This is a genomic window from Asticcacaulis biprosthecium C19, from assembly GCF_000204015.1.
Classification (GTDB): domain Bacteria; phylum Pseudomonadota; class Alphaproteobacteria; order Caulobacterales; family Caulobacteraceae; genus Asticcacaulis; species Asticcacaulis biprosthecius.
This window is the reverse complement of sequence record NZ_GL883078.1, coordinates 742,364-765,882: the sequence shown is the minus strand read 5'-3', so window position 1 is coordinate 765,882 and position 23,519 is coordinate 742,364. Positions and strand designations below refer to the sequence as shown.

At 62.4% G+C, this 23,519-nt stretch carries 19 protein-coding genes, 1 tRNA gene and 2 pseudogenes; 13 read left to right on the top strand and 9 right to left on the bottom strand.

Features of this window, described 5'->3' with window-relative positions; all coding sequences use genetic code 11:
• Positions 1–4: 4 nt before the first annotated feature.
• Positions 5–1,552, bottom strand: coding sequence for a DUF2272 domain-containing protein (locus tag ABI_RS23760; protein WP_169313734.1), 1,548 nt, complete (start codon positions 1,550–1,552; stop codon positions 5–7).
• 248 nt (positions 1,553–1,800) lie between these two features.
• Here ABI_RS23760 and ABI_RS26675 point away from each other — a divergent pair.
• Together ABI_RS26675 and ABI_RS26670 are read left to right on the top strand one after the other, a co-directional pair.
• Positions 1,801–2,154 (top strand): annotated as a pseudogene (locus ABI_RS26675) (DNA alkylation repair protein); the annotation flags it as partial.
• A gap of 97 nt (positions 2,155–2,251) precedes the next feature.
• Positions 2,252–2,371, top strand: a pseudogene (locus ABI_RS26670) (DNA alkylation repair protein); the annotation flags it as partial.
• Between the two features lie 21 nt (positions 2,372–2,392).
• Here ABI_RS26670 and ABI_RS13940 read toward each other — a convergent pair.
• Positions 2,393–3,304, bottom strand: a complete 912-nt coding sequence (locus ABI_RS13940) for an EamA family transporter (protein ID WP_006273664.1) — start codon at positions 3,302–3,304, stop codon at positions 2,393–2,395.
• A gap of 85 nt (positions 3,305–3,389) precedes the next feature.
• Between ABI_RS13940 and ABI_RS13935 the strand changes: the two genes are divergently transcribed.
• The 3 genes from ABI_RS13935 to ABI_RS13925 all read left to right on the top strand — a co-directional run bounded on the left by ABI_RS13935 (position 3,390) and on the right by ABI_RS13925 (position 6,446).
• Positions 3,390–3,869, top strand: a complete 480-nt coding sequence (locus ABI_RS13935; protein ID WP_040309268.1) for an Lrp/AsnC family transcriptional regulator — start codon at positions 3,390–3,392, stop codon at positions 3,867–3,869.
• Between the two features lie 85 nt (positions 3,870–3,954).
• Positions 3,955–5,319, top strand: coding sequence for a GGDEF domain-containing protein (locus ABI_RS13930; RefSeq protein ID WP_040309267.1), 1,365 nt, complete (start codon positions 3,955–3,957; stop codon positions 5,317–5,319).
• 62 nt (positions 5,320–5,381) lie between these two features.
• A complete protein-coding gene (locus ABI_RS13925; protein WP_157138897.1) occupies positions 5,382–6,446 on the top strand; it encodes a hypothetical protein in 1,065 nt (354 codons plus the stop codon).
• 18 nt (positions 6,447–6,464) lie between these two features.
• Here the strand turns inward: ABI_RS13925 and ABI_RS13920 are convergent, their stop codons facing one another.
• Positions 6,465–8,105 (bottom strand): alpha-L-fucosidase, encoded by a 1,641-nt coding sequence (locus ABI_RS13920; RefSeq protein WP_006273661.1) that lies wholly within the window; start codon positions 8,103–8,105, stop codon positions 6,465–6,467.
• Positions 8,106–8,162: 57 nt separating this feature from the next.
• Positions 8,163–8,399, bottom strand: coding sequence for a hypothetical protein (locus ABI_RS25250; RefSeq protein WP_157138896.1), 237 nt, complete (start codon positions 8,397–8,399; stop codon positions 8,163–8,165).
• Positions 8,400–8,412: 13 nt separating this feature from the next.
• Between ABI_RS25250 and ABI_RS13915 the strand changes: the two genes are divergently transcribed.
• Both ABI_RS13915 and ABI_RS13910 read left to right on the top strand, forming a co-directional pair.
• Positions 8,413–10,833: a glycoside hydrolase family 95 protein gene (locus tag ABI_RS13915; RefSeq protein WP_006273659.1), complete on the top strand. Its 2,421-nt coding sequence runs from the start codon at positions 8,413–8,415 to the stop codon at positions 10,831–10,833.
• Between the two features lie 183 nt (positions 10,834–11,016).
• Entirely contained in the window at positions 11,017–13,653 is a 2,637-nt protein-coding gene (locus ABI_RS13910) for a glycoside hydrolase family 2 protein (RefSeq protein WP_006273658.1), read from the top strand.
• Here the strand turns inward: ABI_RS13910 and ABI_RS24510 are convergent, their stop codons facing one another.
• Entirely contained in the window at positions 13,654–14,100 is a 447-nt protein-coding gene (locus ABI_RS24510; RefSeq protein ID WP_083811508.1) for a hypothetical protein, read from the bottom strand.
• A 145-nt stretch (positions 14,101–14,245) separates the two neighbouring features.
• A tRNA-Met gene (locus ABI_RS13900) sits at positions 14,246–14,322 on the bottom strand.
• A 208-nt stretch (positions 14,323–14,530) separates the two neighbouring features.
• Between ABI_RS13900 and ABI_RS13895 the strand changes: the two genes are divergently transcribed.
• From ABI_RS13895 to ABI_RS13880, 5 genes are all read left to right on the top strand, one after another.
• A complete protein-coding gene (locus ABI_RS13895; RefSeq protein WP_006273657.1) occupies positions 14,531–15,058 on the top strand; it encodes an Lrp/AsnC family transcriptional regulator in 528 nt (175 codons plus the stop codon).
• Positions 15,055–16,320 (top strand): YncE family protein, encoded by a 1,266-nt coding sequence (locus tag ABI_RS13890; protein ID WP_006273656.1) that lies wholly within the window; start codon positions 15,055–15,057, stop codon positions 16,318–16,320. Before ABI_RS13895 ends, ABI_RS13890 begins: the two co-directional genes overlap by 4 nt.
• A gap of 380 nt (positions 16,321–16,700) precedes the next feature.
• A complete protein-coding gene (locus tag ABI_RS25245; RefSeq protein WP_006273655.1) occupies positions 16,701–16,868 on the top strand; it encodes a hypothetical protein in 168 nt (55 codons plus the stop codon).
• Positions 16,869–17,002: 134 nt separating this feature from the next.
• Positions 17,003–17,491 carry a hypothetical protein gene (locus tag ABI_RS13885; protein WP_006273654.1) on the top strand — a complete coding sequence of 163 codons (489 nt, stop codon included), beginning with the start codon at positions 17,003–17,005 and terminating at the stop codon, positions 17,489–17,491.
• 161 nt (positions 17,492–17,652) lie between these two features.
• The gene (locus ABI_RS13880; protein WP_040309265.1) at positions 17,653–18,150 is read left to right on the top strand and encodes a winged helix-turn-helix transcriptional regulator; all 498 of its coding nucleotides are present in this window, start codon (positions 17,653–17,655) and stop codon (positions 18,148–18,150) included.
• A 112-nt stretch (positions 18,151–18,262) separates the two neighbouring features.
• Here the strand turns inward: ABI_RS13880 and mnmA are convergent, their stop codons facing one another.
• Positions 18,263–19,450 (bottom strand): tRNA 2-thiouridine(34) synthase MnmA, encoded by a 1,188-nt coding sequence (gene mnmA, locus ABI_RS13875; RefSeq protein WP_006273652.1) that lies wholly within the window; start codon positions 19,448–19,450, stop codon positions 18,263–18,265.
• Between the two features lie 128 nt (positions 19,451–19,578).
• Between mnmA and ABI_RS13870 the strand changes: the two genes are divergently transcribed.
• Positions 19,579–20,229 (top strand): exopolysaccharide biosynthesis protein, encoded by a 651-nt coding sequence (locus ABI_RS13870; protein ID WP_006273651.1) that lies wholly within the window; start codon positions 19,579–19,581, stop codon positions 20,227–20,229.
• Positions 20,230–20,234: 5 nt separating this feature from the next.
• Here ABI_RS13870 and ABI_RS13865 read toward each other — a convergent pair whose 3' ends face one another.
• Both ABI_RS13865 and flgK read right to left on the bottom strand, forming a co-directional pair.
• Positions 20,235–21,155 (bottom strand): flagellin, encoded by a 921-nt coding sequence (locus ABI_RS13865; RefSeq protein ID WP_006273650.1) that lies wholly within the window; start codon positions 21,153–21,155, stop codon positions 20,235–20,237.
• Between the two features lie 10 nt (positions 21,156–21,165).
• Positions 21,166–23,307 carry a flagellar hook-associated protein FlgK gene (flgK, locus tag ABI_RS13860; RefSeq protein WP_006273649.1) on the bottom strand — a complete coding sequence of 714 codons (2,142 nt, stop codon included), beginning with the start codon at positions 23,305–23,307 and terminating at the stop codon, positions 21,166–21,168.
• Positions 23,308–23,519 lie beyond the last annotated feature (212 nt).

Here is a 23,519-nt window from a genome sequence, read left to right as displayed (position 1 = left end):
GTGCCTACAGCCCCGCCCGGTTCTTCAGCACGGCGATCACCTTCTGGCCCGTTTTCAGGTGACCGTCCGGCGTCAGATCGTATTCCTGCAGGCCGGCGCCCAGGCCGACTGTATCGCCGACATTACCGCCGATAACGCGCACCACGTCCGGGGTGACCTCGACGACGATATCGGAATGGCTGGCATATTCGGCATGGTTTTCGGCGTAGGAGAAGCTGTAGGTGTTGCCGCCGCGATTGCGCTGGATGATGTCACCCAGTTCGGGTTTGGCCTCGGTGATGCGATAGCCCCAGAACGGCTTGTCCTTGCGGTCGGTGACCCGCGCCTTGATGGCGTTGTTGACGAAGACCGAATGGCTGGCGGCAAAACGGAACTGGGCATAGGCCGGACCGGCCCGCCGCACCACCCAGGATATAAAGGCTGCCGACCACGGCACCTCTTCGCCGTTGGGGTAGCGGCTACGGCCGTCGAACGGCTCGCCGATCGCCGCCCACATCTCCCGGACATAACCGCAGTACGGGTCCGCCCGTTCATTGCCCGTGCCGCGTTCGAAGCGCAGCCATTCGTCGATGGCCACGCGCAGCAACGCCTCGACCTCGGGGCGCCCGGGCTTGCGCAGGTACTTGCCGAAACTTACGCCCTGGACATTGCCCGATCGCACCTTTTGCCAACCGGGAACGGACGACGGCCCCAGGTCGGTCAGACGTTCGCCTATGGTCAGACTGCGGATGGCGGCCTGATCCGGCGCCGGACGCAGACGCAGGCCATCGGTCGTTACGATCAGGTCGGCGGCCACAGGCGGCACAGGGGGCACGACGGGCGGCGGGGTGACGGTCGCGTCCTCCATCTCGTCCCATGCTACCATGCCCTTGCCATCGGCGCCGACCTGGAAGGCGCCCAGCTTGGCGCGATCGATACGGACGACGCTGCGGTCATAGCCGATGCGGCTGGTGGGCTCCCTGTGCTCCGGAGGGACCTGGCGCAGCGCCCATTTGTTGCCGTAGAAGAAGGATTCGGTGCCTAGGAACAGGCGCGACATCGAAATCCACGGAACCTCGATCACCCCTTCGGCCAGCAGCTTGGACAGAACCGCGCCACTGCCATAGGCGCCGATGCGGAAGGCGTCGCCCACAGTGGCCTTGATGGCCTTGAAATGGTTCAGGATCGGGCCGTCGATCTGGGCGGCAGAATAGTCTTCGTCCACGGCGAAAATGATGGTGCTGCCCTTGCCGGCGGGCTGGCCGACCGATTTCGCGAAGGCCATGGCGCTCTGGGCATTCTTCTTGCCGATGGCGGCCGAGAAATTGCTGATATCGCGGCTGCTGTCCTGGAAGACGGGCAGGATGGCGAAGCCTTCGTCCGACAGAGCGATGGCCTCTTCCGGCGTAAGGGTCTTGGGCCGGGCCGAGCTCGCATAGTAGCGGATGACGGTGTCGACACCGTTCTGCTTCAGGAATTTGAAGAAGGTCTTGCCGCCGCTGCTGTTCAGCCGCGTGCTCACATCGACCGCCGACCAGCCCTTGTCGTTGTTGAAATCCTCTTTGTAGCCCATGATCTGTCGCTCCTGAATGTCGAAAAAATACTGCGGGTGGCCGTGAAAACGCAGACGCGACGGGGCCATGCCCGATGCGGCCGATACGCTGGAAAACAGGAAGTCGGGGCGGCAATATCCTGCCTAGCCCCGCCCATCTTCATATCCCGACAGGTTGAGTATTTCAACGGGTGTTCTGAAAATTTATCGTGAGGCGCGAGTTGAGCCCTGCCCCGACTGAGCGACTATGCTGGCATGAGATTTGCCCCATGACGGCTGCCGAACTTATCGCCCAACTGGAAGCCATGGCCGATCCGGCCGCCATCCCCCAGGTGGCGCGTTTCTTTGCCGGCAATGATCCAAAAACACAGATCATGGGCGTGTCGATCGGGTCGATCTTTCCGGTGGCCAAACGGTTTGCATCTCTGACGCTGGACCAGGTCGAGACCGTGCTCGACGATCCGCGCTACGAGGTGCGCATGGCCGCCGTGGCGGTGATGGATGTCCAGGCGCGCAAAAAGCTGACCGACGATCAGCGCCATGCCCTGTTCGATCTCTATCCGCGCCGCCACGACCGCATCTACAACTGGGACCTGGTCGATCGCGCGGCACCGTGGGTGATCGGGGAATATATGCTTGGCCGCGACCGTGTTCTTTTGATCGAACTGGCACAATCGCCCGACCCGACCCGACCCGACCCGACCCGACCCGCACCGCCGGCGCACGGCGATCGTGGCGACCTGGGCCTTCCTACGCCGCAAGGAGACGGACTGGACCTTTCGGGTTGCCGATGTGCTGGCGGGCGATCCCGACGTCTACGTCCAGAAGGCTGTGGCGTCGTGGACCCGCGAAGACGGAAGCCTATTCCGCCGGAACGGGTGCGGCGGCCGTCTTGTCATGGCCCGTTGTCGCGATCGAACCCGAGGCCGCGACCACGATGGCGGCGATGGCCAGCCACTGCAACAGGCTCAACTGTTCACTCAGGAACATCAGTCCGGCCAGGGCGCCGACCGCCGGCTCTGCGCTGGTCAGCACGCCGAAGGTCCGCTCCGGCAGCTTTCGCAGGGCGATCATTTCCAGAGAATAGGGTAGGGCGCTGGAAAACACCGCTACCGCCAGACCGGCCAGAAGCAGGGCCGGATTGAACAACTCCAGCCCGGCGCGCGCCACGCCGAACGGCAGGATGACCAGCGCCGCCGTCGTCATGCCGATGGCTACAGATGGTCCTGCCGGCAGGTGCGCCATGCGCTTGCCGAAGACGATGTACAAAGCCCAGCACACCCCGGCGAGACCCGCCAACAGCACGCCCACAGGGTCGAGCTGGATCGCGCCGCGGCCGATCGGCAACAGCAACAGCAGCCCGGCCACCGCGCAGCCGATCCAGACGAAATGGATCGGCCGGCGTGCATGCAGCATGGCCAGGGTCAGGGGGCCGGTAAATTCGATGGCCAGGGCCAGGCCCAGGGGAATGGTCTTCAGCGACAGGTAGAACATCAGGTTCATGCCGCCGGTGACCACACCGTACAGCACCATGGCGGTCAGGTCGCGGCGGCTGAAGCGGAATCGCCATGGCCGCCAGATCGCCAGCAGCAGGATCGCCGCCAGGCCGACGCGCATCGCCGAGGTGCCTTCGGCGCCCAGCACCGGGAACAGGGTCTTAGCGAAGGCTGTGCCACAGGCAAGCGCAATCATGCCGGCCAGCAGGGCCAGATAGGGCAAGGCCCCAGCGAACTGCACCTTGAGGCGGGGGGAGGTCAGGAAACGGGTCATCATGCGCCGCAACATAGCGCTTTCGCATTTGCGTTTCCCGGCGATTTCCGTCACATCTGCGCCTGAAATTATCATAAAGAGAGCCAAAATGACGGATTTAGTCGCGCTGGACGATTTCGATTACCGGATCCTGGAACGCGCACGGCGCAACAACCTGGAGCCGGCGCGGGTAACGGCGGAGGCGGTGGGGCTTTCCGAATCAGCGGTCCTGCGGCGTTTGCGGCGGTTGCGCGCCGATGGTGTGATCGTGCGCGATATCGCCATTGTCGACCCGGCACGGATCGCGCCGCATATCCTGATCCACGTCCTGGTCACCATGCGCAGCCAGGAGAAGGCGATCACCGATGCGTTTAAGCGCGCCATGACCGCGGCGAAGGCGGTGCTCGGGTGCTGGGATGTGACGGGTGAAACCGATTTCCTGCTGACGGTGGCCGTTCCGACCATGGCGGCCTACGAGGACTTCAGCCAAAGCGAGCTGTCGTCGGAACGCGGCGTACGCAACTTCCGCACTATGATCGTTATTCGCGAGGTGGTCGGTTTCGACCCCTCACGGGTTGAACTGACATAATTGCGTTACGTTAACTCTAAGCCTTCATGGCTTTCTCAGCTTTCACCGGCATCCTTCCTCTCAGAGTTAAAACCTGAGTTAGGGTATGGCCTTGCGTACTGAGGGCTTGCACAAGAGAAAACGTTTCACGGTGCCGGGCCTGGGCCTGCTGGCCCACGCCAAGTTCGAACTGGCGCTGCTGGCCCTTCTGTTGCTGACCGCCGCCGCCGTGATCGGCAAGGACAAGCTGCTCGACCGCACCCTGCACTTCACGCCAGCCAGCACGGCCCAGAGCGGCCGCGTCCTGTTCGTCGACAGCGATGCCGGCGGCAAGTCGACGATCAATGCCACGGCGTCCCTGACCTGGGACTGCGAGCTGCGCGCCGGCCATCCTTATCCCTATTGCGGCTATGAGCTGTTCACCGATGCCAACAAGGGCAGCCATGGGCTGAACCTCAGCAATATGCGTTCGGTTGCCATCACCATGATGTACCGCGGCGGGTCGACCTCGTTCCGCCTGCACATGAAGAATTTCGATGCGCGCTATAGTGTCCGCGCCGACGACGAGTCGCCGAAATATCTGCGTGTCGAGGCCGATACCACGCCGGGGGTGCTGCAAAGGACCGAGTTCGTCGCCGCCGATTTCGGCGTCGCCGACTGGTGGATGCGCAAGCACAAGCTGGCGCCGGAATTCGGCCGCGTGACCTTTGATAATATCACCTCGCTGATCATCGAGACCGGCACGGAAGCGCCGCTGGGCCACCATGAGTTCGAGGTCCGCGATATCGAAATCCGCACAGCCATCCTCAGCGAGGCGCAGTTCTATTCGCTGGTGCTGGGGATCTGGGTGATCATGATCGTCCTTTATCTGGGTTACCGCATCAGCAATCTGCGCCGGGCGGACCATGAGCGTCGTGTGCTGGCCGCCCTGACCCTGAGCGAAGCCCAGGAGGCGGCGCGCCGCGACCATCTGACCGGAATCCTCAACCGTCGCGGCCTGATCGAACGCTTCGATGGCGTGGTGGAGCATAGACGCGGGCCGGTCGCCCTGGCCGTCATCCTGATCGACATCGATCACTTCAAGAAGCTGAACGACACCTTCGGACATACCTATGGCGACCGGGTTCTGACCGACGTCGCCACCGTGATTAGCCGCAATGTCCGTGTCGTCGACATGGTGGCGCGCTGGGGTGGCGAAGAGTTCATCGTCGTCTGCGCCGATAACGACCGCCGCGGCGCCCAGCGCGTGGCCGAAAAGATCCGTGATTGCATCGAAAACTTCGACTTCGGCCAATCAGACCAGGTAAAACCCGGCCAGGTGACGGCGAGCTTCGGTATCCACTGGTCGAACACCGAAACGCCCAACCTGGCGGACCTGGTGGAACGGGCCGATACCGCGCTGTGTGCCGCCAAGGCGTCAGGGCGCAATTGCGTGCGCACCCACCGGCCGGCCATGTCGAAAGCGGCCTGACTTGCCAGAGGGCGCAGCCTGACGACTTGCCGATGCGGCCGGTTTGCGGCAAACCGGGAACCATGCCGAACTTCGATCCTTCTCCCGCCGCCCTTTACACCATCCCGCAGCTGTTTCACGGCTTCGATCCCGCGCGCACCGAGACCTTCGGTCAGACTCCGGATTTCGAGATCTACAAACAGTTTGTCGCCGATGGGGGCGCGGCCAGCACCCACAAGCCCATGGTGTTGAAGCGCGCCGAACACGACTGCACCATCCTGCAACTGCTGGCCCAGGCTTTGGCCGGCAGAAAGGTGGTCGCCATGATGGGCGGCCACGCGGTCAACCGTTCGCTGACCGCCTATGCCGAGGCGGCGATGACGGCAGCCATGCTGACGGAGCGCGGCTACCTGATCATCACCGGCGGCGGTCCGGGCGCCATGGAAGCGGCGCACCTGGGCGCGATGATCGGCAGGCCCGGTGCTGACCTCGATCGCGCCCTTAACCTCCTCAGGACCGCGCCGGTTCCCCAAAGTCATGGCCGTCCGGTCACCTATACCGGCGATCCGAAGGCTCCGATCCATGAAAACCCGGCGGCCATCCAGGCTTTGGGCGACTATTACAAGCCCGCCTGGGAAATCCGTCAGGACCATCCGGCCGGCGGTGGCATTGCCATCCCGACCTGGATGTATGGCTGGGAACCGACGACGATGTTCGCCGCCGCGGTCGGTAAATATTTCCAGAACTCGATCCGCGAGGATGGGCTTCTGGCGGCGGCCTCGCACGGCATTGTCTATTGCGAAGGCCGCGCCGGCACCTTGCAGGAGGTGTTCCAGGACGCGGCGCAGAACTATTACAAATCCTTCCCCGCGCCGGCCGAGGGCGAACGGGGCTGGTCCAGCCCGATGGTCTTCCTGGGCGATTTCTGGACGCTGGACGACCAGACTGACAGCAGCCGGCCGACGCTTCCGGTAAAGCGGCTCCTCGACAAGCTATGGCTGGCCGGCGGAAAAGCGGCGACCGCGGCACTGGTATCCTACGTTTTGACCCCGGCCGAAGCGGTCGAGAAGATCGCCGCCTTCGAACCGCCGCATCAGACCCAGGCAGTCAGGATCGCCATCGAAACCCAATCCCCGTCGGCCGTTTGACCGTCAGCCGTCGCGGCGTCAGGCCAGGCCCTTGCCGGTGACCTTCAACGCCAGGCCAAAGTCGTGACTGGCGCCGGCCGGGATGGTGACGTGCAGGCCCGCGGTATCCTGGCGGAAACTGAGCGGCGAAGGGGAGCCGACCACCTCGACCCGGCGGACCGACCCGGCCTTGCGACCGAGGGCCGTGATGGTGAGGTTGTCGCCGGGACGCCCGAGGACAAGGGCGTACAGCGCCGCACCTTTGGTGGTAAAGCGGATGTCGGCGGCGGTGAACGGCTTCTGTTTGCCTTCGCTGAACATGCCGGCCTCGACCGAGGTCGGGCCTTCGCCATAGATGCGCCAGGGCCGGGTTCCGTAGATGGCGTCGCCGAAGCGCTGCATCCAGCCGCCGATCTCGCCGACGATACGGCGTTCCTCCGAGTCGATGGTACCGTCGCCGCGTACCGGGATCGACAGCAGCAGATTGCCGTTCTTTGAGACGATGTCGCACAGCCGGTGAATGACGGTGGCCGCGCCGAGATATCCCTTCCGGTCGAAGACGCTGCGATTGTAGTGCCAGTCACCGATACAGGTGTCGGTCTGCCACGGATGCGGTTCGATGTCCTGGCGCAGGCCGCGTTCGACGTCCTCGATCACCGCCATGCGCCGCTCGGCCGGCAGATGCTTGGTGTTGACGACCGCCTGCAGGCTGCCATGCCAGCCGATCGAGGCATTGTAATAGTGGGCAGCGATGTCGAGCCCCGCCTGTCCCAGGGGCAGGTCGAAATTGTCGAAGTAGACCAGGTCGGGCCTGTAGCTGTCGATCAGGTCCTTGCAGCGCAGGTACCACTGGCGGACAAAGGCCGGGTTCTGCAAGGGCGGCTTTTCGTCCCACACGCGGTCATTCGCCTCATGCCAGTCCCTGGCGGCCGTGGTCGTGGTCAGGCCATCGGGCAGGGCCATGACGGCCCCGCCATACAGGTCCTGCGGATCGAGACCTTCCCACCATTTTCCGGCGCCGTCGTACTTGGTGAGTTTGAAGGCGTCGTAGCGTTCGTTGGCGCGGGCGCCTTCCGGGTCGTAGCCATAGGCGGTCTGGAACCAGTGCCAGGCATGGGCGGAATGGTTGGAGACGCCGAACTTCAGGCCCCGCGCCCGGGCGGCCTTGGCCCAGAGGCCGATCAGATCCTTTTTCGGCCCGATGCGGACAGAGTTCCAGTCGTGGAACTTCGAGTCGTAGGCGTCGAAATTGTCGTGGTGATTGGCCATGGCGACGAAGTATTTGGCGCCTGCCCCGGCATAGAGGTCGAGCAGTTCGTCGGGATTCCAGTTTTCCGCCGTCCAGCGCGGATACATCTCCATGAAGCCGTTGTCGGCGGGATGGCCGTAGGTTCTGACGTGGTGATCGTATTGCGGATGGCCCTGGACGTACATGTGACGGGCGTACCAGTCGCCGGCTTCGGGCACGCACTGCGCGCCCCAGTGAGCCCACAGACCGAACTTGGCGTCGCGGAACCAGTCAGGGGCCTTGTAGCCGTCGATCAGCGACTCCCACGATGGCTGGAACGGGCCACTGGCCACCTCCGCCAGACCGGGGGATGCCTGGGCCGCCACCGGAATCGTTGCGGCCGCACCAAGCCCGGCGGCCCCTTGTAACAGGGTACGTTTGGTTAGTTTCATGGGTAAAAAGTTCCGGTCGTTTCCTGGGCGTTTAATTCATATATGCAATAAGCTACCCTATATGAAAATATAGTCGGATAGGTCCTGCTTGACAAGGCGGTTGTTCACCGAACCAACGCCGCTCAGCGTCAGGCATGGCGTCGTCGCGGTTGCCGTCCCATGACGATCGAAACCGAAGATGGTAAGGTTGATGTCGGTGATACCCAACCCTGTGAAAGATCGTGTCATGAGCATTTGTAAAAATGTCTTCCATGTGTAAAAGTTGCGAAAAGGCCTCGCCGTCAGATCGAGCATTGGAGGAAACACCATGTCGGGATTGAAACTTGATCGCCGCGCCATCCTGGCCGGCGGTATCGGCGGCGGTGTGACCGCCTCCGTAGCCCAGGCCAAAAGCCGTCCGTCAGACCTGACCCTGTGGTACGCTCAACCCGCCGGACCGTGGGTCGAAGCCCTGCCGGTCGGCAATGGCCGTTTGGGAGCCATGGTCTTCGGGCGCGTCGCGCAGGAGCGGCTGCAACTCAACGAAGACACCCTTTGGGCTGGCTCTCCCTACGATCCTAACAATCCCGGCTGTCTCGAAAACCTGGCCAAGTGCCGCGCCCTGATCGATGCGGAAAAGTTCAAGGACGCCTCGGACCTGGTCAATGCGTCCATGATGGCGCAACCCAAGACCCAGATGCCCTACGGCGCGGCCGGCGATCTTCTGCTTGACTTCCATGGCCTCGCGCAACCGTCGGACTACCGCCGCAGCCTCGACCTCGACACCGCCGTCGCCACCACCACCTTCAAGATCGGCGCCACCACCTATACCCGCGAAGTCTTCTCAAGCGCCGTCGATCAGGTCTTGGTTGTCCGACTGACCGCCAAGGGCAAGGGGCGACTCGACTTCGACCTCGGCTACCGCCATCCGGATCAGGTCGATTACGGTGCGCCGGTGTATGACGGCAAGGTCACCGACACCCTGAGCCAGGGGGCAGCCTGGGACAAGCGCGAAGGCCTGAGCCGCGAACGCCGGCCGCAAAGCCTGGCCTTCGCCGCCAGCAGTAATGAACTGCTGGTCACCGGTGCCAATATCGCCTCGGCGGGAATACCGGCCGGCCTGACCTATGCCGTTCGCATCCGCGCCATCGGTGACGGCAACATCACCGCCGCGGGCGACAGCCTGACGGTGCGCGGTGCCACGACCGTCACTCTGCTGATCGCCGCGGCGACCAGCTTCGTCCGCTTCGACGACACCGGCGGCGATCCGATCGCACGTACGGCGGCGCTGAACACCGCCGCTGCCAAACCCTATGCCGCCCTGAAGGCCGACCATATTGCCGCCCACCGCGCCCTGTTCCGGCGGATGACCATCGACCTCGGCAACACCTCGGCTGCCTGCGCCGCTACCGATATCCGCATCGGCAAGTCCCTGGCCAGCGACGATCCGCAACTGGCGGCCTTGTATGTTCAGTTCGCCCGCTACCTGATGATCTCGTCGTCGCGGCCGGGCACACAGCCGGCCAACCTGCAGGGTATCTGGAACGAAGGTGTCAACCCGCCCTGGGGCAGCAAATACACCATCAACATCAATACCGAGATGAACTACTGGCTGGTCGAACCGGCCAATATCGGCGTCTGTGTCGAGCCCTTGGTGCGGATGGTCGAGGACCTGTCGATGACTGGCGCGAAGACGGCCAAGGTCATGTACGGCGCCAGCGGCTGGATGGCGCACCACAATACCGACCTGTGGCGCGCATCGGCGCCGATCGACGGCGCGTGGTGGGGTATGTGGCCGACCGGCGGAGCCTGGCTGTGCAAGACCCTGTGGGACCACTACGACTACAATCGCGACCCGGAATTCCTCAAACGCATCTACCCTCTGCTGAAGGGCGCGTCGCAGTTCTTTGCCGACACCCTGGTCGAGGATCCGAAGGGCAGGGGCCTGGTGACCTCGCCGTCCATCTCGCCGGAAAACGAGCACATGAAGGGCGTCGCCACCTGTGCCGGTCCCGCCATGGACAGCCAGATCATCCGCGACCTGTTCGCCAGCACCATCGCGGCGCAAAAGCTGCTCGCCAACGGCGATGACGGTTTCACCGCCAAACTCGCCGCCATGCACGCCCGCCTGCCGGCCGACCGCATCGGCGCCCAGGGTCAGCTCCAGGAGTGGCTGGAGGACTGGGACGCCCGCGCCCCGGACCAGCAGCACCGTCACGTTTCGCACCTCTATGGACTGTATCCGTCCGAACAGATCAATGTCCGCGACACGCCGGACCTGGTCGCCGCCGCCAAGGTGACCCTGAACACGCGCGGCGACCTGGCGACCGGCTGGGGGACGGCCTGGCGGCTGGCCCTGTGGGCGCGCATGGGCGAGGCCGAACACGCCCACAGCATCCTGATGGGGTTGATGGGGCCGCAGCGCACCTATCCCAATCTTTTCGACGCCCACCCGCCGTTCCAGATCGACGGCAATTTTGGCGGCGCTACCGGCATTCTGGAAATGTTGCTGCAATCCTGGGGCGGCGAGATCCTGGTCCTGCCGGCCCTGCCTGCCGCATGGCCATCGGGCCGGGTGACCGGCCTGATGGCGCGTGGCGGCATCACCGCCGATCTCGCCTGGAACGGCGGGCGACTGACGAAGCTGGTCCTGACCGGACCGGCCGATACGCCGGTTAAGCTGCGCTATCAGGGAAAGCTCCATGACCTGGCGCTCGACGCGCGCGGACAACTGACGACGCGCCTGTAAATACGGTAAGCCGAAATCTCCTTGGTGCGAGATTTTCGACTTGCAAAATCGCGCCGATATATTAAAGAAATTTGAAAAAATAAATCGGGAGTGGCTTTCTTCAGCCTGTTATCACGGCCGTGAACGGCCGTTCGCCTGTCTCGGGCCGCCCCCTATTATGGCATAAAGTCCCTGGAGCGCATCATGGCCCAACCCCATCGCCGTCACCTGCTGATCGCCGCCGGCGCTTTGTCGGCCGTGGGACCGATTGCCGCCCAAGCCAAAACCAAGTCCAAAACCAAACGCAACGACATCACCACCGGGTGGGAGTTCCGTCAGGCAGACAGCAACGACTGGCTAAAGGCGAGCGTCCCCGGCACGGTCCATACCGACCTGTTGAACAACGGCAAGATCGAAGACCCGTTTTACCGCGTCAATGAACGCGATCAGCAATGGATCGACAAGAAGGACTGGGAATACCGCACCACCCTGACCCTGGACGCCAAGACCCTGGCCCACGACAACGTCGAACTGCACTTTGCCGGCCTCGACACCTATGCCGACGTCTATATCAACGATACCAAGGTCCTGAGCGCCGACAACATGTTCCGGGAGTGGACGGTCGATATCAAGCCGCACGCCCGTCCCGGCGCCAATAGCCTGCGCATCTACTTCCATTCCCCGATCGCCAAAGGGTTGGCGGCGCTCGACGCCTTCGGTTTTGCCGTACCTTCACCCAACGACCAGGGCGAAACCGGTGGCCTCGGCGACAAGAAGGTCGGCCTGTTCACCCGCAAGGCCGGCTATCATTACGGCTGGGACTGGGGGCCGCGCTTCGTCACCTCGGGTATCTGGCGGCCGGTGACCCTGCGCGCCTGGAGCCGTCTCCGCATCGAAGACGTGCGGATCGTCCAGGACAGTCTGACCGCTGACGCCGCGCAATTGACCGCTGTTTTCGAAATCTTGGCGAGCCATGACGGTCCGGCCATGCTTGACATCGCCAGCCCGACCGACAAATCCGTCACGGCCAAAATCGAAACTGTCCTCAAGGCCGGCCTCAACACTGTTTCCGTCACCTTCACCATCGCCAAACCCAGGCTATGGTGGTCCAACGGCCTGGGCGAAGCCTTCCTCTACAGCCTGAAAGGCCGCGTCACGGCGGCTGGCGTCTCCGACAGCCGCGAGGTCAGGACCGGCCTGCGCACCATCAAGGTCGTCCAGGCCCCGGATGCCGATGGCACAAGTTTCCATGTCGAGCTCAATGGCGTGCCCGTCTTCATGAAGGGCGCTAACTACATCCCCAATGACAGCTTCCTGCCGCGCGTAACGCACGACGTCTACGACAAGGTCGTTCAGTCCGCCGTCGATACCCATATGAACATGCTGCGCGTCTGGGGCGGCGGGATCTACGAAGACGACTATTTCTATGACCTGTGTGACCGCAACGGCATTCTGGTGTGGCAGGACTTCATGTTCGCCTGCTCGATGCTGCCAGGCGACGAAGCCTTCCTCGACAATGTCCGCCAGGAGGCCGTCCAGAATATCCGCCGCCTGCGCAACCATGCCTGTATCGCCCTGTGGTGCGGCAATAACGAGATCGACGCCGCCTGGCAGGCAGATGTCCCCAACGGCGGCTGGGGCTGGAAACAGCCCCTCACCCCGGACCAGCGCGACCGCCTGACCACGGCCTACAACGCCATCTTCCACGACATCCTGCCGGCCGCGGTCACCGGCAACGATCCGCAGACCTTCTACTGGCCGTCATCGCCGATTGCCGCCTGGGATGGCAAGAACGGCATCGCCCATGCCGACCATCTGGCCAAACAGCAATCCGGAGACCTGCACTATTGGGACGTCTGGTGGGGCCAGAAGCCGTTCTCGGAGTACCGCGTCGCCGTCGGCCGCTTCATGAGCGAGTACGGCTTCCAGTCCTTCCCGGAGTTCAAGACCGTCCAGGCCTATACCGAACCCAGCGACCATGACATCTTCTCAGAGGTCATGAAGGCGCACCAGCGCTCTTCGATCGGCAACGGCACGATCAAGACCTACATGGAACGTGACTACAAGGTGCCGGCGGACTTCCGCCAGTTCCTCTATGTCGGGCAAGTCCTTCAGGCCGAAGGCATAAAGGTCGCTATGGAAGCGCACCGCAGCCGCATGCCCTTCTGCATGGGCTCGCTGTTCTGGCAGATCAACGACTGCTGGCCGGTCGCGTCATGGAGCAGCATCGACTATTACGGCCGCTGGAAGGCCCAGCAGTATTTCACCCGTCACGCCTTTGCCCCTATCCTGGTGGCGCCGCGCCTGGATGGTGAAACTCTGACTGTGACGGCGATCAGCGATCGCCTGACCGACACGCCGGTGACCGTGTCGCTGCAGGTGGTGGATTTCCACGGCAAGGTCATTGGCGAGTTCAACGAGGCGCAGACCCTGAGGGCCAATACCAACCTTGACCTTGTCACCTCCACCGCGGCGACGCTGCTCAATGGCGCCGCGCCGGAAACGACACTTCTGCATGTCTGCATTCTGGACGGGGACACGGTGCTGTCGCAGAACATACTGTACTTTAAGCCGGTCAAGGACCTGACGCTGCCGCCGGTTCAACTGACGACCAAGGTCAAGGCCGTCGGCGACGAACTGGCTGTGGCGGTGACATCGGCCACCCTGGTGAAGAACCTGTACCTCAGCCTGGACGAGGGCGACTGCCAGTTCGAAGACAACTATTTCGACCTCTTGCCGGGCGAAACGCGGGTGGTGCGCTTCAAGCCGGCGGCGCGGATGTCGGCGCAGCAATTGGAGCAGCACCTACGCTTCATGCATATGGCGCAGGTCCAGGGCTGATCAGCCTAGCTGCGCTTGCAACGCTTGCAGTGTTTGGCGATAGGGTTCCAGGTTGAAAACGAAGGGGCCGAAGGACGAATAGTCACGCTTTGGCCGGTGAGGTTGCTCAAACCGGTGCCATGTGACGAGATCGCCCGTTAAACGGACAGCACAGTTCAATGGCCAGCACCCAAGCTCCCCGCATTCGCATGCCAGAACGGAAATATGTCCCGGCTTGCCCGCAAAGTAGGGCGCTACGGATTGCCCCAGAAAATACGGTTCCAGTGCCCCACATTGGAAAAAAGCTGGAACGAGGCCGTCATAGCCCCCGGCGGGGTCGGTCATGCCGCAATCACGCTCAAAACCCGTGACGGCATCCGACAGCCGATGCCCATCGACGCAGGGTGTGATGACAATCGCTCCGTCGTCATCGTGACGTTTTATATCGAAGGAAAGCAAATTTCGCATTTTCCGATCCTGCGAAGAGGCGATCTCTCTGTCAAGGCTCCAACGCGCTGGCCCTTGTCCCTAGCGACCAAGTGGGAGCGCAGGCTGCGCGCCGCCAGGAGGCGAAGCCTCTGAGCGCCAACTAAAATACCAATTTCGCAGAAATTGGTGGTTGGAGGCGGGATCGAACCGCCGACCTGTGGGTTATGAATCCACCGCTCTAACCATCTGAGCTACCCAACCGTCTTTCGTGGCGCCGGAACGCCCGTACGAAGGCGACCGCGTATAGCCAATAAGCCCAAAGGGTTCAAGCCCTCCCGAGCAGGAATCTGCACTTATCCGCCACCTGCGCGATACAGACCGACATATTTTCTTAACGGGGTAGAAATTTCCTGATTTTGCGGTCTATAGTGCCAAGGGGTGCCATTGTATCGCGTTGTTGGGGTAAATTTTGTCCGATCTGATCGATGAACTGGATGCGCGTATTCTCGACCTGATTCAGGAAGACGCATCGCTTTCCGTGGCCGACCTGGCCGAGCGTGTGGGATTGTCGCCGTCGCCGTGCTGGCGCCGCATCAAGCGGCTGGAAGACCTGGGTGTCATCAAAAAGCGTGTCACCGTTCTGGATGCCGACAAGCTGGGCTTGGGCTTCGAAGTCTATGTCTCGGTCAAGCTCAGCCTGCCGTCGCGGACCAATCTCGAGGCCTTCGAAGCCTGCTTGACCAACTGGCCCGAAGTCGTGGCCTGCGCCACCGTCACCGGGCACGAGGACTATATGCTGCGCGTCATGACCAGCGACATGCACGCCTATGACGACTTCCTGCGCGATAAACTTTTGGCCTCGGACCTGGTCTCCGGCGTCGAGTCACGGATCGTCATGCGCACCGTGCGGTCGACAACCGCCGTGCCGATCCGTCTGACACTGAAGCCTGACAGCAAGGACACTCCGAAGCTGGTGGCCCGGGAGGGGGGACGATGAAACGCCATCTGAGCAGAATGCTTCTGGCCGCCTGTGTGGCTTTGGGGGCCGCGACCGGCGCCGCCACGCAAAATGTCGATCCCAATTCCGAACTGGGTCAGTTCCGCGACCGCCGCGCCGCTGGCATCCGGGCGCTGGACGACGGCGATTTGACCATGGCTTCGCAGCGCCTGGCCCAGGCCGCCGCGATTATTCCCGACTCGCCTTCGATCCTGCTGCTGCGAACGCAGGTGGCGCTGCAGCAAAAGCGCAAGGCCGAAGCCAAGACGACCATGGCCGAATACCTGAACCGTGGCTATGTCCTGGACCTGGCGCGCCATACCGATTTCAACGCCATCTGGGATAGCGCCCTGGAGGACCAGCTGGTCAGCAACCAGAGCGCGGTGGGCGAGATGCACGTCACCTCGACCCTGCCGGGTTTCACGCTGACCGACGCTATGACCTACGCCCCGAACAGCGAACAGATGTTCCTGAGCCATGTCCGCACCGGCAAGGTGACGGCCCTGACGGCCGCCGGTAGCCGCGACGTGGTCAGCTTCCGGCCGGGGGTGGCGGCCTACGGCCTGGGCCTGCGCGAGAACCAGTTGTGGGCAACCACAGCCGCGACGCGCCAAACCAAGACCTATGACCCAAAGCTGTCCATAAGTTCCAAGGTGGTGGTGATTGATCCGGCCAATGGCCAGATTCTGCAAAGCTTCACGGCCGGCGACGATCGCCGTTTCGGTCACCTGCTGATGGGGCGTGACGACCTCTATGTCGCCGACACGACTCATGGCGAGATCCTGCGGCTTAACCGCTACCAGGGCGCCCTGGAGGCGCTGATTCCGGAAGGTTACCTCGACGCGCCGATGGGCATTGTCGAAAGCGAAGACGCCACGATCCTGATCGTCGCCGATTTCATTTCCGGTCTGTACCGCATCGATCTCACAGCGGGCAGCATGATGCGAATCCTGCCACCGGAAACGGGCTCGACCCTCGGCTTTTCCTCGATGTCTCGTCATGGCAAGGACATTGTCGCCATCCAGACCGGATTCGAGCCCAACCGGATCGTGCGTCTGCGCATGTCGGACGACTGGTCGCAAATCACGGCGGTCGACACGGTCCTGCGCTCGAAGCAGTTGTCGCAGCCGACCCAGGGACTGGTCACGGGGGATCACTATATCTTTGTCGCCCGCAGCCAGTGGGACAACCTGGACGGCCAGGGCAATCCTGTGGCGCCGGAACCCGAACCGGCCGTCATCGGCGCGGTGAAGCTGCAATAAGGGCGGTCCCTGCCGCGCGAAGCGCCTTCAATGGGGAGCTTACATGCCGATCGCGGCCATGCACGAGTTCCGTGGCTACCGTGTGCGTCGCCATCGGCGGCGCTTCGGTGTTTTCCGTGTTCCTCTTAAGTCTTGGCGGCAGCCTGGCTGACGGGGCGCTTTCTGAGACAAGACATCGGAACACGGAGCACACGGAGGCCGCTGCGCGGCGACACGGAAAAACTCGGAAATCAGGGCGTAGCCGTCTGAGGTGCAGAACGCTATCAAGTTTGGCATGAAGGCGCTTCGCGCAAGAGTTCGCTTTCACGCACACGTGAAAGCTACCCGCTTGCCGTTTCGTAATTGCGAGTTATTCTCAATTGCAGAATGAGGAGCACGTCATGCTGTTATTGAGCCTTGGGCCGGCGGTTCTGGTCACCCTGCTACAGTCGGCCCACCGCGAATCCACGGGGCCGGACCTGTCCTGGCTGCTGTTCGGGCCCGCCTTGACCGAAAACGGCCGTGACGATGTTGAAAATACCAATCCGATCAATGATATAACTGGTTAACAAATTCTTATTGTCGCAAAACCGCAACTGTGGCAAAGCTGGCACCAAACCTGCGTGGGAACCACGCACGGCCGTCGTTAATGTCTCGTTTACGAACATTTCGGCGCCGAAAATGAAACAGGTGAGGGTGTCGAATGTTGCGTTTGATCGCGGCGGTGTGCGTTTTGGCTTTTGTCTCGGGCTCTGCTGTGGCGGCGACGCTGACGCCAGACCTGAATCCCCTGCACACCACGCATGAGACGCAACTGCGCGACGGCGATTTCGATGGCAATGGTCAACTCGACGATCTGTACCTGGTTGCCGAGGACTCCGGCCGCGTTGCTGTCCATGTCCGGCTGAACGGCACCCGCGACCTGCGTATCACCAGCCTGGAAGCGGCCGCCAACACGACCCCGAACCTGCAGGTGGTCGCCCCCGGCGCTTTTGCCAGCGATTGCGGCGACTATGCCAGCGACTGCGCCGGTGCCATTGTGACTCGCCACGACAGCCTGATCCTGGGCCTTGACGGCGGCGCCAGCGTCCTGGTCCATTGGCAGGACGGCCGGTTCGAGCAGGACTTCGTTCGCCGTGATGACGCTGCCGCGGTGCGCGCTCTGGCCGGGCTGCTGGCCTTGAATCCCTGACCTCGTATCTCGTCCGTAAGCGGAGAGTTTTGCAGACCGGTAATCCTCGCGGCCTTAATGTGGCCTTGCGACGGATTTAAATTGGTACTGCGTGTAAGGTTTGCCGCAAGAGCAAAACCACGATCATAACAAACATAAAAGTAGACGAGTACCGACTGACCATGGGGCGTTCCGCAGACTACAGTAAGCAAAATTGCGCCATAGCGGCGACTCTCGACATTGTCGGAGAGCCCTGGACGCTGTTGATTATTCGCGATTCTTTCAAGGGCATTGCCCGTTTCGAGCAGTGGCAGGAATCGCTGGGCATGGCGCGCAATGTGCTGGCCGCCCGGCTGAAACACCTTGTGGCGCATGGTATCTTCGAGATGCGGATCTACTGCGAGCGGCCCAAGCGCCACGAATACCTCCTAACCGACAAGGGCCATGAGTTGCGTCCGATGATCCTGCACATGATGGATTGGGGCAAGCGCAACGTCTATGGCGAGGAAGTGCCGGCGACCGGCCTGATCCATAGCTGCGGCCACGAACTGCATCCTGTGTCGCATTGCGCCCACTGCCAGGAAGCTCTGAAACGTGGCGATGTGACCGAGAGGCTCAATCCCGGTGCACCGTCGATTGGCCAGCTTTACGAACGAACGCCGGAAGGCGCAGAAGGGTGATACCTCCCCGCGCCTCTTCGCGTAGGGTGAGCGTAGCCGGAGTATAGCTCTGGCAAGTGAAGCACCGCCCGAAGCCGTAGCGAAGCGGAGGCGAAAGGGGGGGGCGGCTTTCTTAAACCGCCGCTCTGGTCGCTGCGATAAAGCCGCCGCCCAACACCCGACCGGAATCTTCGACGTCGTAAAGCACACAGGCCTGGCCCGGCGCCACGCCTTCTTCAGCGTCGTCGAATTCGACCTCGATACCCGAGACGCCGGCGACCAGCCGCGCTGCCACCGGCGGCCGGGTCGAGCGTACCCGCGCCAGCACCGGTTTGCGCAGCCCTGCTGCCGCATCGACATCGGTCTCGCTGCCCAGCCAGTTGGTTTCCTTCAAGGTCAAGGCCCGCGTCAGCAAGGCTTCGCGCGGTCCGACCAGGATTTCCTTGGCATCCGGATCGATCTTCACCACGAACAGAGGCTCGCCAACGGCGACGTTCAGCCCCCGGCGCTGGCCGATTGTATAGCCGGTGATGCCGTCATGCGTGCCCAAAACCCGGCCGTCGATATGACGGATGGCACCCTTTTCACGTCCCTGCGGCCGCAAACGGTCGATCAGATTGGTGTACTTGCCTTCCGGCACGAAACAGATGTCCTGACTGTCGGGCTTCTGCGCCACCTTCAGCCCCAACTGTACGGCGATATCGCGCACTTGAGGCTTGGGGATTCCGGCCAGCGGAAAGCGCAGATAATCGAGTTGCTCGCGGGTCGTGGCGAACAGGAAGTAGCTCTGGTCCCGGCTCTGGTCGGCAGCGCGGCGCAAGGACACAACGCCGTCCTCGTCGGAACGTTCGACATAGTGGCCGGTCGCCATGGCCTCGGCGCCCAGATCCCGGGCCACCTGCAACAGATCGTTGAACTTGACGCTTTGATTGCACCGGATGCACGGCACCGGCGTTTCGCCGCGCAGATACGAGTCGGCGAACTCCTCGATCACCTGGTCACGGAAGCGGCTTTCGTAGTCGAGGACGTAATGCGGAATGCCGATCTTTTCGGACGCCATGCGGGCGTCGTGGATGTCCTGGCCGGCGCAGCAGGCACCGGTCTTCTTCAGCGCCGCGCCATGATCATACAGTTGCAGGGTCACGCCGATGACCTCGTAGCCGGCCGCAGCGAGCAGGGCGGCCACCACGGTGGAATCGACTCCGCCCGACATGGCGGCGACGATGCGCGCACCGGCGGGCAGGCCGACGCTGCGACGCGTCGCGGCGATGGCGGCGTCGAGGTCGGCGGATTCGATCAGCGGGATGGGACAGGCCTTCATGCCGCGTAAATAAGGGAAGTCCGGCCAAATTGCCAGAGTGCGCCGGGCTATGGCGACGACAATCGAAAAATTTGTCGTACCCGGACAGCATATATCCTATGAGGGGAATCGACAGGGAGTGGTGTGGCATGGGTTTTACGGAACATATGATGCGTTCGGACGATGTTCCGGCGTCGAAGATCATTTCTGATCTGGCGGCGCGGCTGGACGGTGACCGCGTCTCCGTGGGTGACCTTCTGGCCCATCTCGAAGGCCGTGCCCTGGGCCTGGTTCTGCTGATCCTGTCCCTGCCAATCTGCATCCCCAACATTCCGGGAATCTCGACCATTTTCGGCCTGCTGCTGATCGGGCCGGCGATCCAGATGATCCTGGGCGCCAAATCCCTATGGATGCCGCGTTTTGTCAAGCGGTGGAGCTTCAAGGGCCAGCACCTGCGCGGGGCACTGAAGGCCTGTGGCGCGGTGCTGCGCAAGATCGAGTTCCTGGCCAAACCGCGTCTGCATGCCCTGACCCGCCGCCCCGCCATGGTCTATGCCGGCATTCAGACCCTGGTTCTGGCGCTCATCCTGATCCTTCCGATGCCGGGGGCCAACATCATTCCGGGCGTGGCCATCGTGCTGACCGGGCTTGGTGTTTTACAGCGCGACGGTCTGTTTATGCTGCTTTCGGTCCCTGTCGCCGCAGGGGCTGTGGCATGGGTCTATTTTGGCGGAAAACTCGCACTTGCCCTGTTCATGGCCTCCGTCGAAAAACTTCATCGTTGGTGGGGCGTGCTCTGAACAGCCTACCTCAACAGGTTCAACAGACTGGATGATTGCAGGTCGGCCAGGACCTGGGCTGACGCCTGCACCGACACCTGGGCCTGTTGCAGGTTGGAATAGGCCTTGGCCATATCGGCCTCCGTACGCGATCCGATCAGTTCGTTCAGCGAACTGGCCTGGCCTTCCAGGGCGGCCTGGCTGGTTTCGACGCGCTTCTGCAAGGTGCCGTTCAGCGAAGTCTGCTCGACCAGTTCGTCATAAACGGCTGAAAACTGCGTCGACTTCTCGGTCAGGAAGGTTTTCTGTGCATCGGTCAGCTGGGTACCGAACGGGCCGTCGGGACCGTTGTTGAATTCCTGGATGTCCTTGAACAGCTGCATCATGTCGCGGCCCAGATCTGAGGCCAGAAATCCGGTCTGCAAGGTCGTACTGGCGTCGATACGCGAGGACTTCTTGACATTGCCATTGGCAAAGACGTCGTCGATATTGGTAGCTGCCAGCTCCGACAGGGTCGCAACCGTCACCGGGTCCTTGTTGTCATTCCCCCCGCCGAACATGTACTGGCCATGGTGCTCCATGTTCAGCCCCTGCAGCGCGATTGAAAACGCCCCCTGCATGGTTTCCATCAACGAGGCGCCACTGTTGGAGGCCAGGGCGTTCATGATCGATTCCTTGCCATTGGCGGCGGCGTCACTGGTCGTCGTCAGAGCCAGGTCCTGGCTGTTCAGCCGCTCGGCGACCGATTTGTTGACGGCGACATAGCTGTTGATACGCGAGGCGGAGGCCTGGTAGGCGGCGATGATTTCGGACGAACGGCCATAGCCCATCAGATCGGTCGCGACCTTCTGGGTCGAGACCTGGTCATTGGCCTTGTTCTGGCGCTCCTGCGACTTCATCAAATTATTCAGAGCATTGGACCAGGTGGCGGCGGTAGAGACGCGCATGGTGTGTTCCTTAGACCATTTCCAGCAGGGTGTCGTACATGTCCTTGGCGGCCTGGATCAGGCGGCCGGCGGCGCTGTAGCCCTGCTGATAGACGGTGAGATTGACCAGTTCTTCGTCGAGATTGACGCCTTCATAGGCGCTGCGGCGAGACTGGGCTTCGGCCAGGAGGGCTTCATTGCTTTCTTTATGGCTTTTGGCGTTGGCGGCCAGATTGCCGATCTGGCCGGCCAGGTCTGAACCATAGCGTTCCAGTGTCGAGGCGCCGCCGCTGTTCAGGCCGGTTTTCGCGAATGTCGTGGTCTTGGACCCGATATCCGACATATCCAGTCCGTTGGAGCCGTCGCCGCTGACCAGGGCGCCCAGCCCGCCGGTGGCGTTCAGGTTGACCTTGGCCATAGCCATCTGTTTGGGATCGTTATAGATCGCGTTACGGATCGCCAGGCCCGAAGATACGGTGGCCGGTGTACCGCCGACGCCGAAGAACTCTCCGAACGACGCTCCGGTCCCCAGACGCGAAGTCGTGTCGGACTTGATCGACAGGCTGTTGGACGGATTGCCGAAGCCCTTGAAGCTGAGTTGACCGTTGCCATCCAGCGAGAAGGTGCCGTAACGCCCCATGCCCGAGGTGGTGTTGTTCAGGCCATTGACCATGTCGGCCATGCTCTGGCCGGCAGTAGGCGTAAAGGCAACGCTGGCCAGGGAAGCGCCATTCGGCGACTTCAGCTGGAAGGTAACCGTGCCGCTGGCAAACCCCGAGTCAGAGGTGCTGGTCAGCCCGGTGCGGTAGTTCGTCGGCTTCTCACTCGTCACCACGTCGTTCAGGCCGAAATAGTGCGAAAAGCCCTGGCCTTGCTTGCCGGCCGGGGTGACCGTGGCCGACGCCGCCGGATCGACCACGGCAATGCCGGTATTGCCATTGGTCCCGCTGGCGCTCAGCGTCATGCGGCCATTGGCGAAGCCGACCGTCGCTGCGCCGTCGAAGGCGGTGGTCAGGTCGCTGGCGAAGTTGCCCGGCGTGAAGGTGCCCGAGGTCGCGCCATTGTCCAGCGACCAGGTGCCGGCGCTGAAGTCTACCAGCATGCGATGCGTGATATTGCCGGAAGCATCCAGCGTGACCAGATTGGTCTGGCCGGTGAAGCCGGTGACGGCCTCTTCCTGAGTCAGGCTCAGCGTCTTGCCGGCCATGGTGGCGGGCGCCGGAACGGAGGTGCCCTGGTTGTGCGCCGCGTTCAACTGCTCCGCAAACTGGGTCATATATTGGTTGAGCTGGTCGTTGACGGCCACTGACGTGGTGTCGCGGATCTCCATTAGTCCCTTGATCTCGCCCGACTGGATGTTGTCGGCCAGGTCGCGCTTTTCGCCGTTGATGCCGGTGACGACAATGGCGCCAAAGCTGGTGGTGGCGTCGACATTGCCGCTGGGCTGGTAGCTGAGCGTGGCGTATTTGTCGCCCGACAGATACATGCCCGTTCCAGTGCGAACGGTCACCCCGCCGTTTTCGTTCTGGGTGACGTTGACGTCCATCAGCTTGGACAGGTCGTCGATATATTTCGCCTGGGTGGTCTGGGCACCGGTGGCGTCGTCGCCGGCGACCGTCGCGGCCGAGATGGTGGCGTTCAGGTCGCTGATGTTTTTCAGCAGATCGTTGACCGACTTGACCGACGAAGAGATGCGGGCATCGGCGTCGCCGCGGATGGTCTGGATGCGCGCCGAAATCCGTGAGCCTTCCGACAGGAAGCTGGACAGGTTGGAGAGGGTCTGCTGGCGGCTGGCGTTGGAGGTCGGGTCTTCGGCGGCCTCGGCCATGGTCGACAGCGCGCTGGCGGCCTGATTGAACACGTTGGAGGTGTCGGTTATGTCGCCGAACTGAGACTGGATCTGATCCAGCAGTTCGTAGGTGACGTCGGCGGCGGCGGCGGTCGAGGTGGCCTTCAGCTGCGCGGCCTGGAGATAGCGGTCGGCGGCCAGGGTGACCTGGCCGGAGGTGACGCCCATGCCCTTGCCGCCGATGTTGACGGCGGTCTGGTGGGAGACCTTGCGGATGTAGCCCGGCGTGTTGACGTTTGAAATATTGTCGGAGGTGATGCGCAGCTGTTCCTGCGCGGTCATCAGCCCGGACACGCCGATATTCATGATCGAGGTCAGCGACATGCTTTGCTGCCCTTTCTAGGCAAGGGATTCACGCTGCCCGGCGAAATTTGCCGGGTAGGCGAGACGGCTGACTTTGAAAAACCTAAAGGTTTCATAGGGTTGAATATTTCCGTGGGTATTAGGACCCATTTCTGTGAGTCAAGGTCGCAAGTCGCGTGCCAGTGTTAGGAAAGGGCGCGACGCTCCCTTCCTTTTCTGATACCTCCCCGCGC

Excerpts from the sequence above, each read along its gene's own strand:
- ABI_RS23760 (WP_169313734.1), bottom strand. The coding sequence starts at position 1,552 with ATGGGCTACAAAGAGGATTTCAACAACGACAAGGGCTGGTCGGCGGTC.
- ABI_RS13940 (WP_006273664.1), bottom strand. The coding sequence starts at position 3,304 with ATGATGACCCGTTTCCTGACCTCCCCCCGCCTCAAGGTGCAGTTCGCT.
- ABI_RS13935 (WP_040309268.1), top strand. The coding sequence starts at position 3,390 with ATGACGGATTTAGTCGCGCTGGACGATTTCGATTACCGGATCCTGGAA.
- ABI_RS13930 (WP_040309267.1), top strand. The coding sequence starts at position 3,955 with ATGGCCTTGCGTACTGAGGGCTTGCACAAGAGAAAACGTTTCACGGTG.
- ABI_RS13925 (WP_157138897.1), top strand. The coding sequence starts at position 5,382 with ATGCCGAACTTCGATCCTTCTCCCGCCGCCCTTTACACCATCCCGCAG.
- ABI_RS13920 (WP_006273661.1), bottom strand. The coding sequence starts at position 8,105 with ATGAAACTAACCAAACGTACCCTGTTACAAGGGGCCGCCGGGCTTGGT.
- ABI_RS25250 (WP_157138896.1), bottom strand. The coding sequence starts at position 8,399 with ATGCTCGATCTGACGGCGAGGCCTTTTCGCAACTTTTACACATGGAAG.
- ABI_RS13915 (WP_006273659.1), top strand. The coding sequence starts at position 8,413 with ATGTCGGGATTGAAACTTGATCGCCGCGCCATCCTGGCCGGCGGTATC.
- ABI_RS13910 (WP_006273658.1), top strand. The coding sequence starts at position 11,017 with ATGGCCCAACCCCATCGCCGTCACCTGCTGATCGCCGCCGGCGCTTTG.
- ABI_RS24510 (WP_083811508.1), bottom strand. The coding sequence starts at position 14,100 with ATGCGAAATTTGCTTTCCTTCGATATAAAACGTCACGATGACGACGGA.
- ABI_RS13890 (WP_006273656.1), top strand. The coding sequence starts at position 15,055 with ATGAAACGCCATCTGAGCAGAATGCTTCTGGCCGCCTGTGTGGCTTTG.
- ABI_RS25245 (WP_006273655.1), top strand. The coding sequence starts at position 16,701 with ATGCTGTTATTGAGCCTTGGGCCGGCGGTTCTGGTCACCCTGCTACAG.
- ABI_RS13885 (WP_006273654.1), top strand. The coding sequence starts at position 17,003 with ATGTTGCGTTTGATCGCGGCGGTGTGCGTTTTGGCTTTTGTCTCGGGC.
- ABI_RS13880 (WP_040309265.1), top strand. The coding sequence starts at position 17,653 with ATGGGGCGTTCCGCAGACTACAGTAAGCAAAATTGCGCCATAGCGGCG.
- mnmA (WP_006273652.1), bottom strand. The coding sequence starts at position 19,450 with ATGAAGGCCTGTCCCATCCCGCTGATCGAATCCGCCGACCTCGACGCC.
- ABI_RS13870 (WP_006273651.1), top strand. The coding sequence starts at position 19,579 with ATGGGTTTTACGGAACATATGATGCGTTCGGACGATGTTCCGGCGTCG.
- ABI_RS13865 (WP_006273650.1), bottom strand. The coding sequence starts at position 21,155 with ATGCGCGTCTCTACCGCCGCCACCTGGTCCAATGCTCTGAATAATTTG.
- flgK (WP_006273649.1), bottom strand. The coding sequence starts at position 23,307 with ATGTCGCTGACCTCGATCATGAATATCGGCGTGTCCGGGCTGATGACC.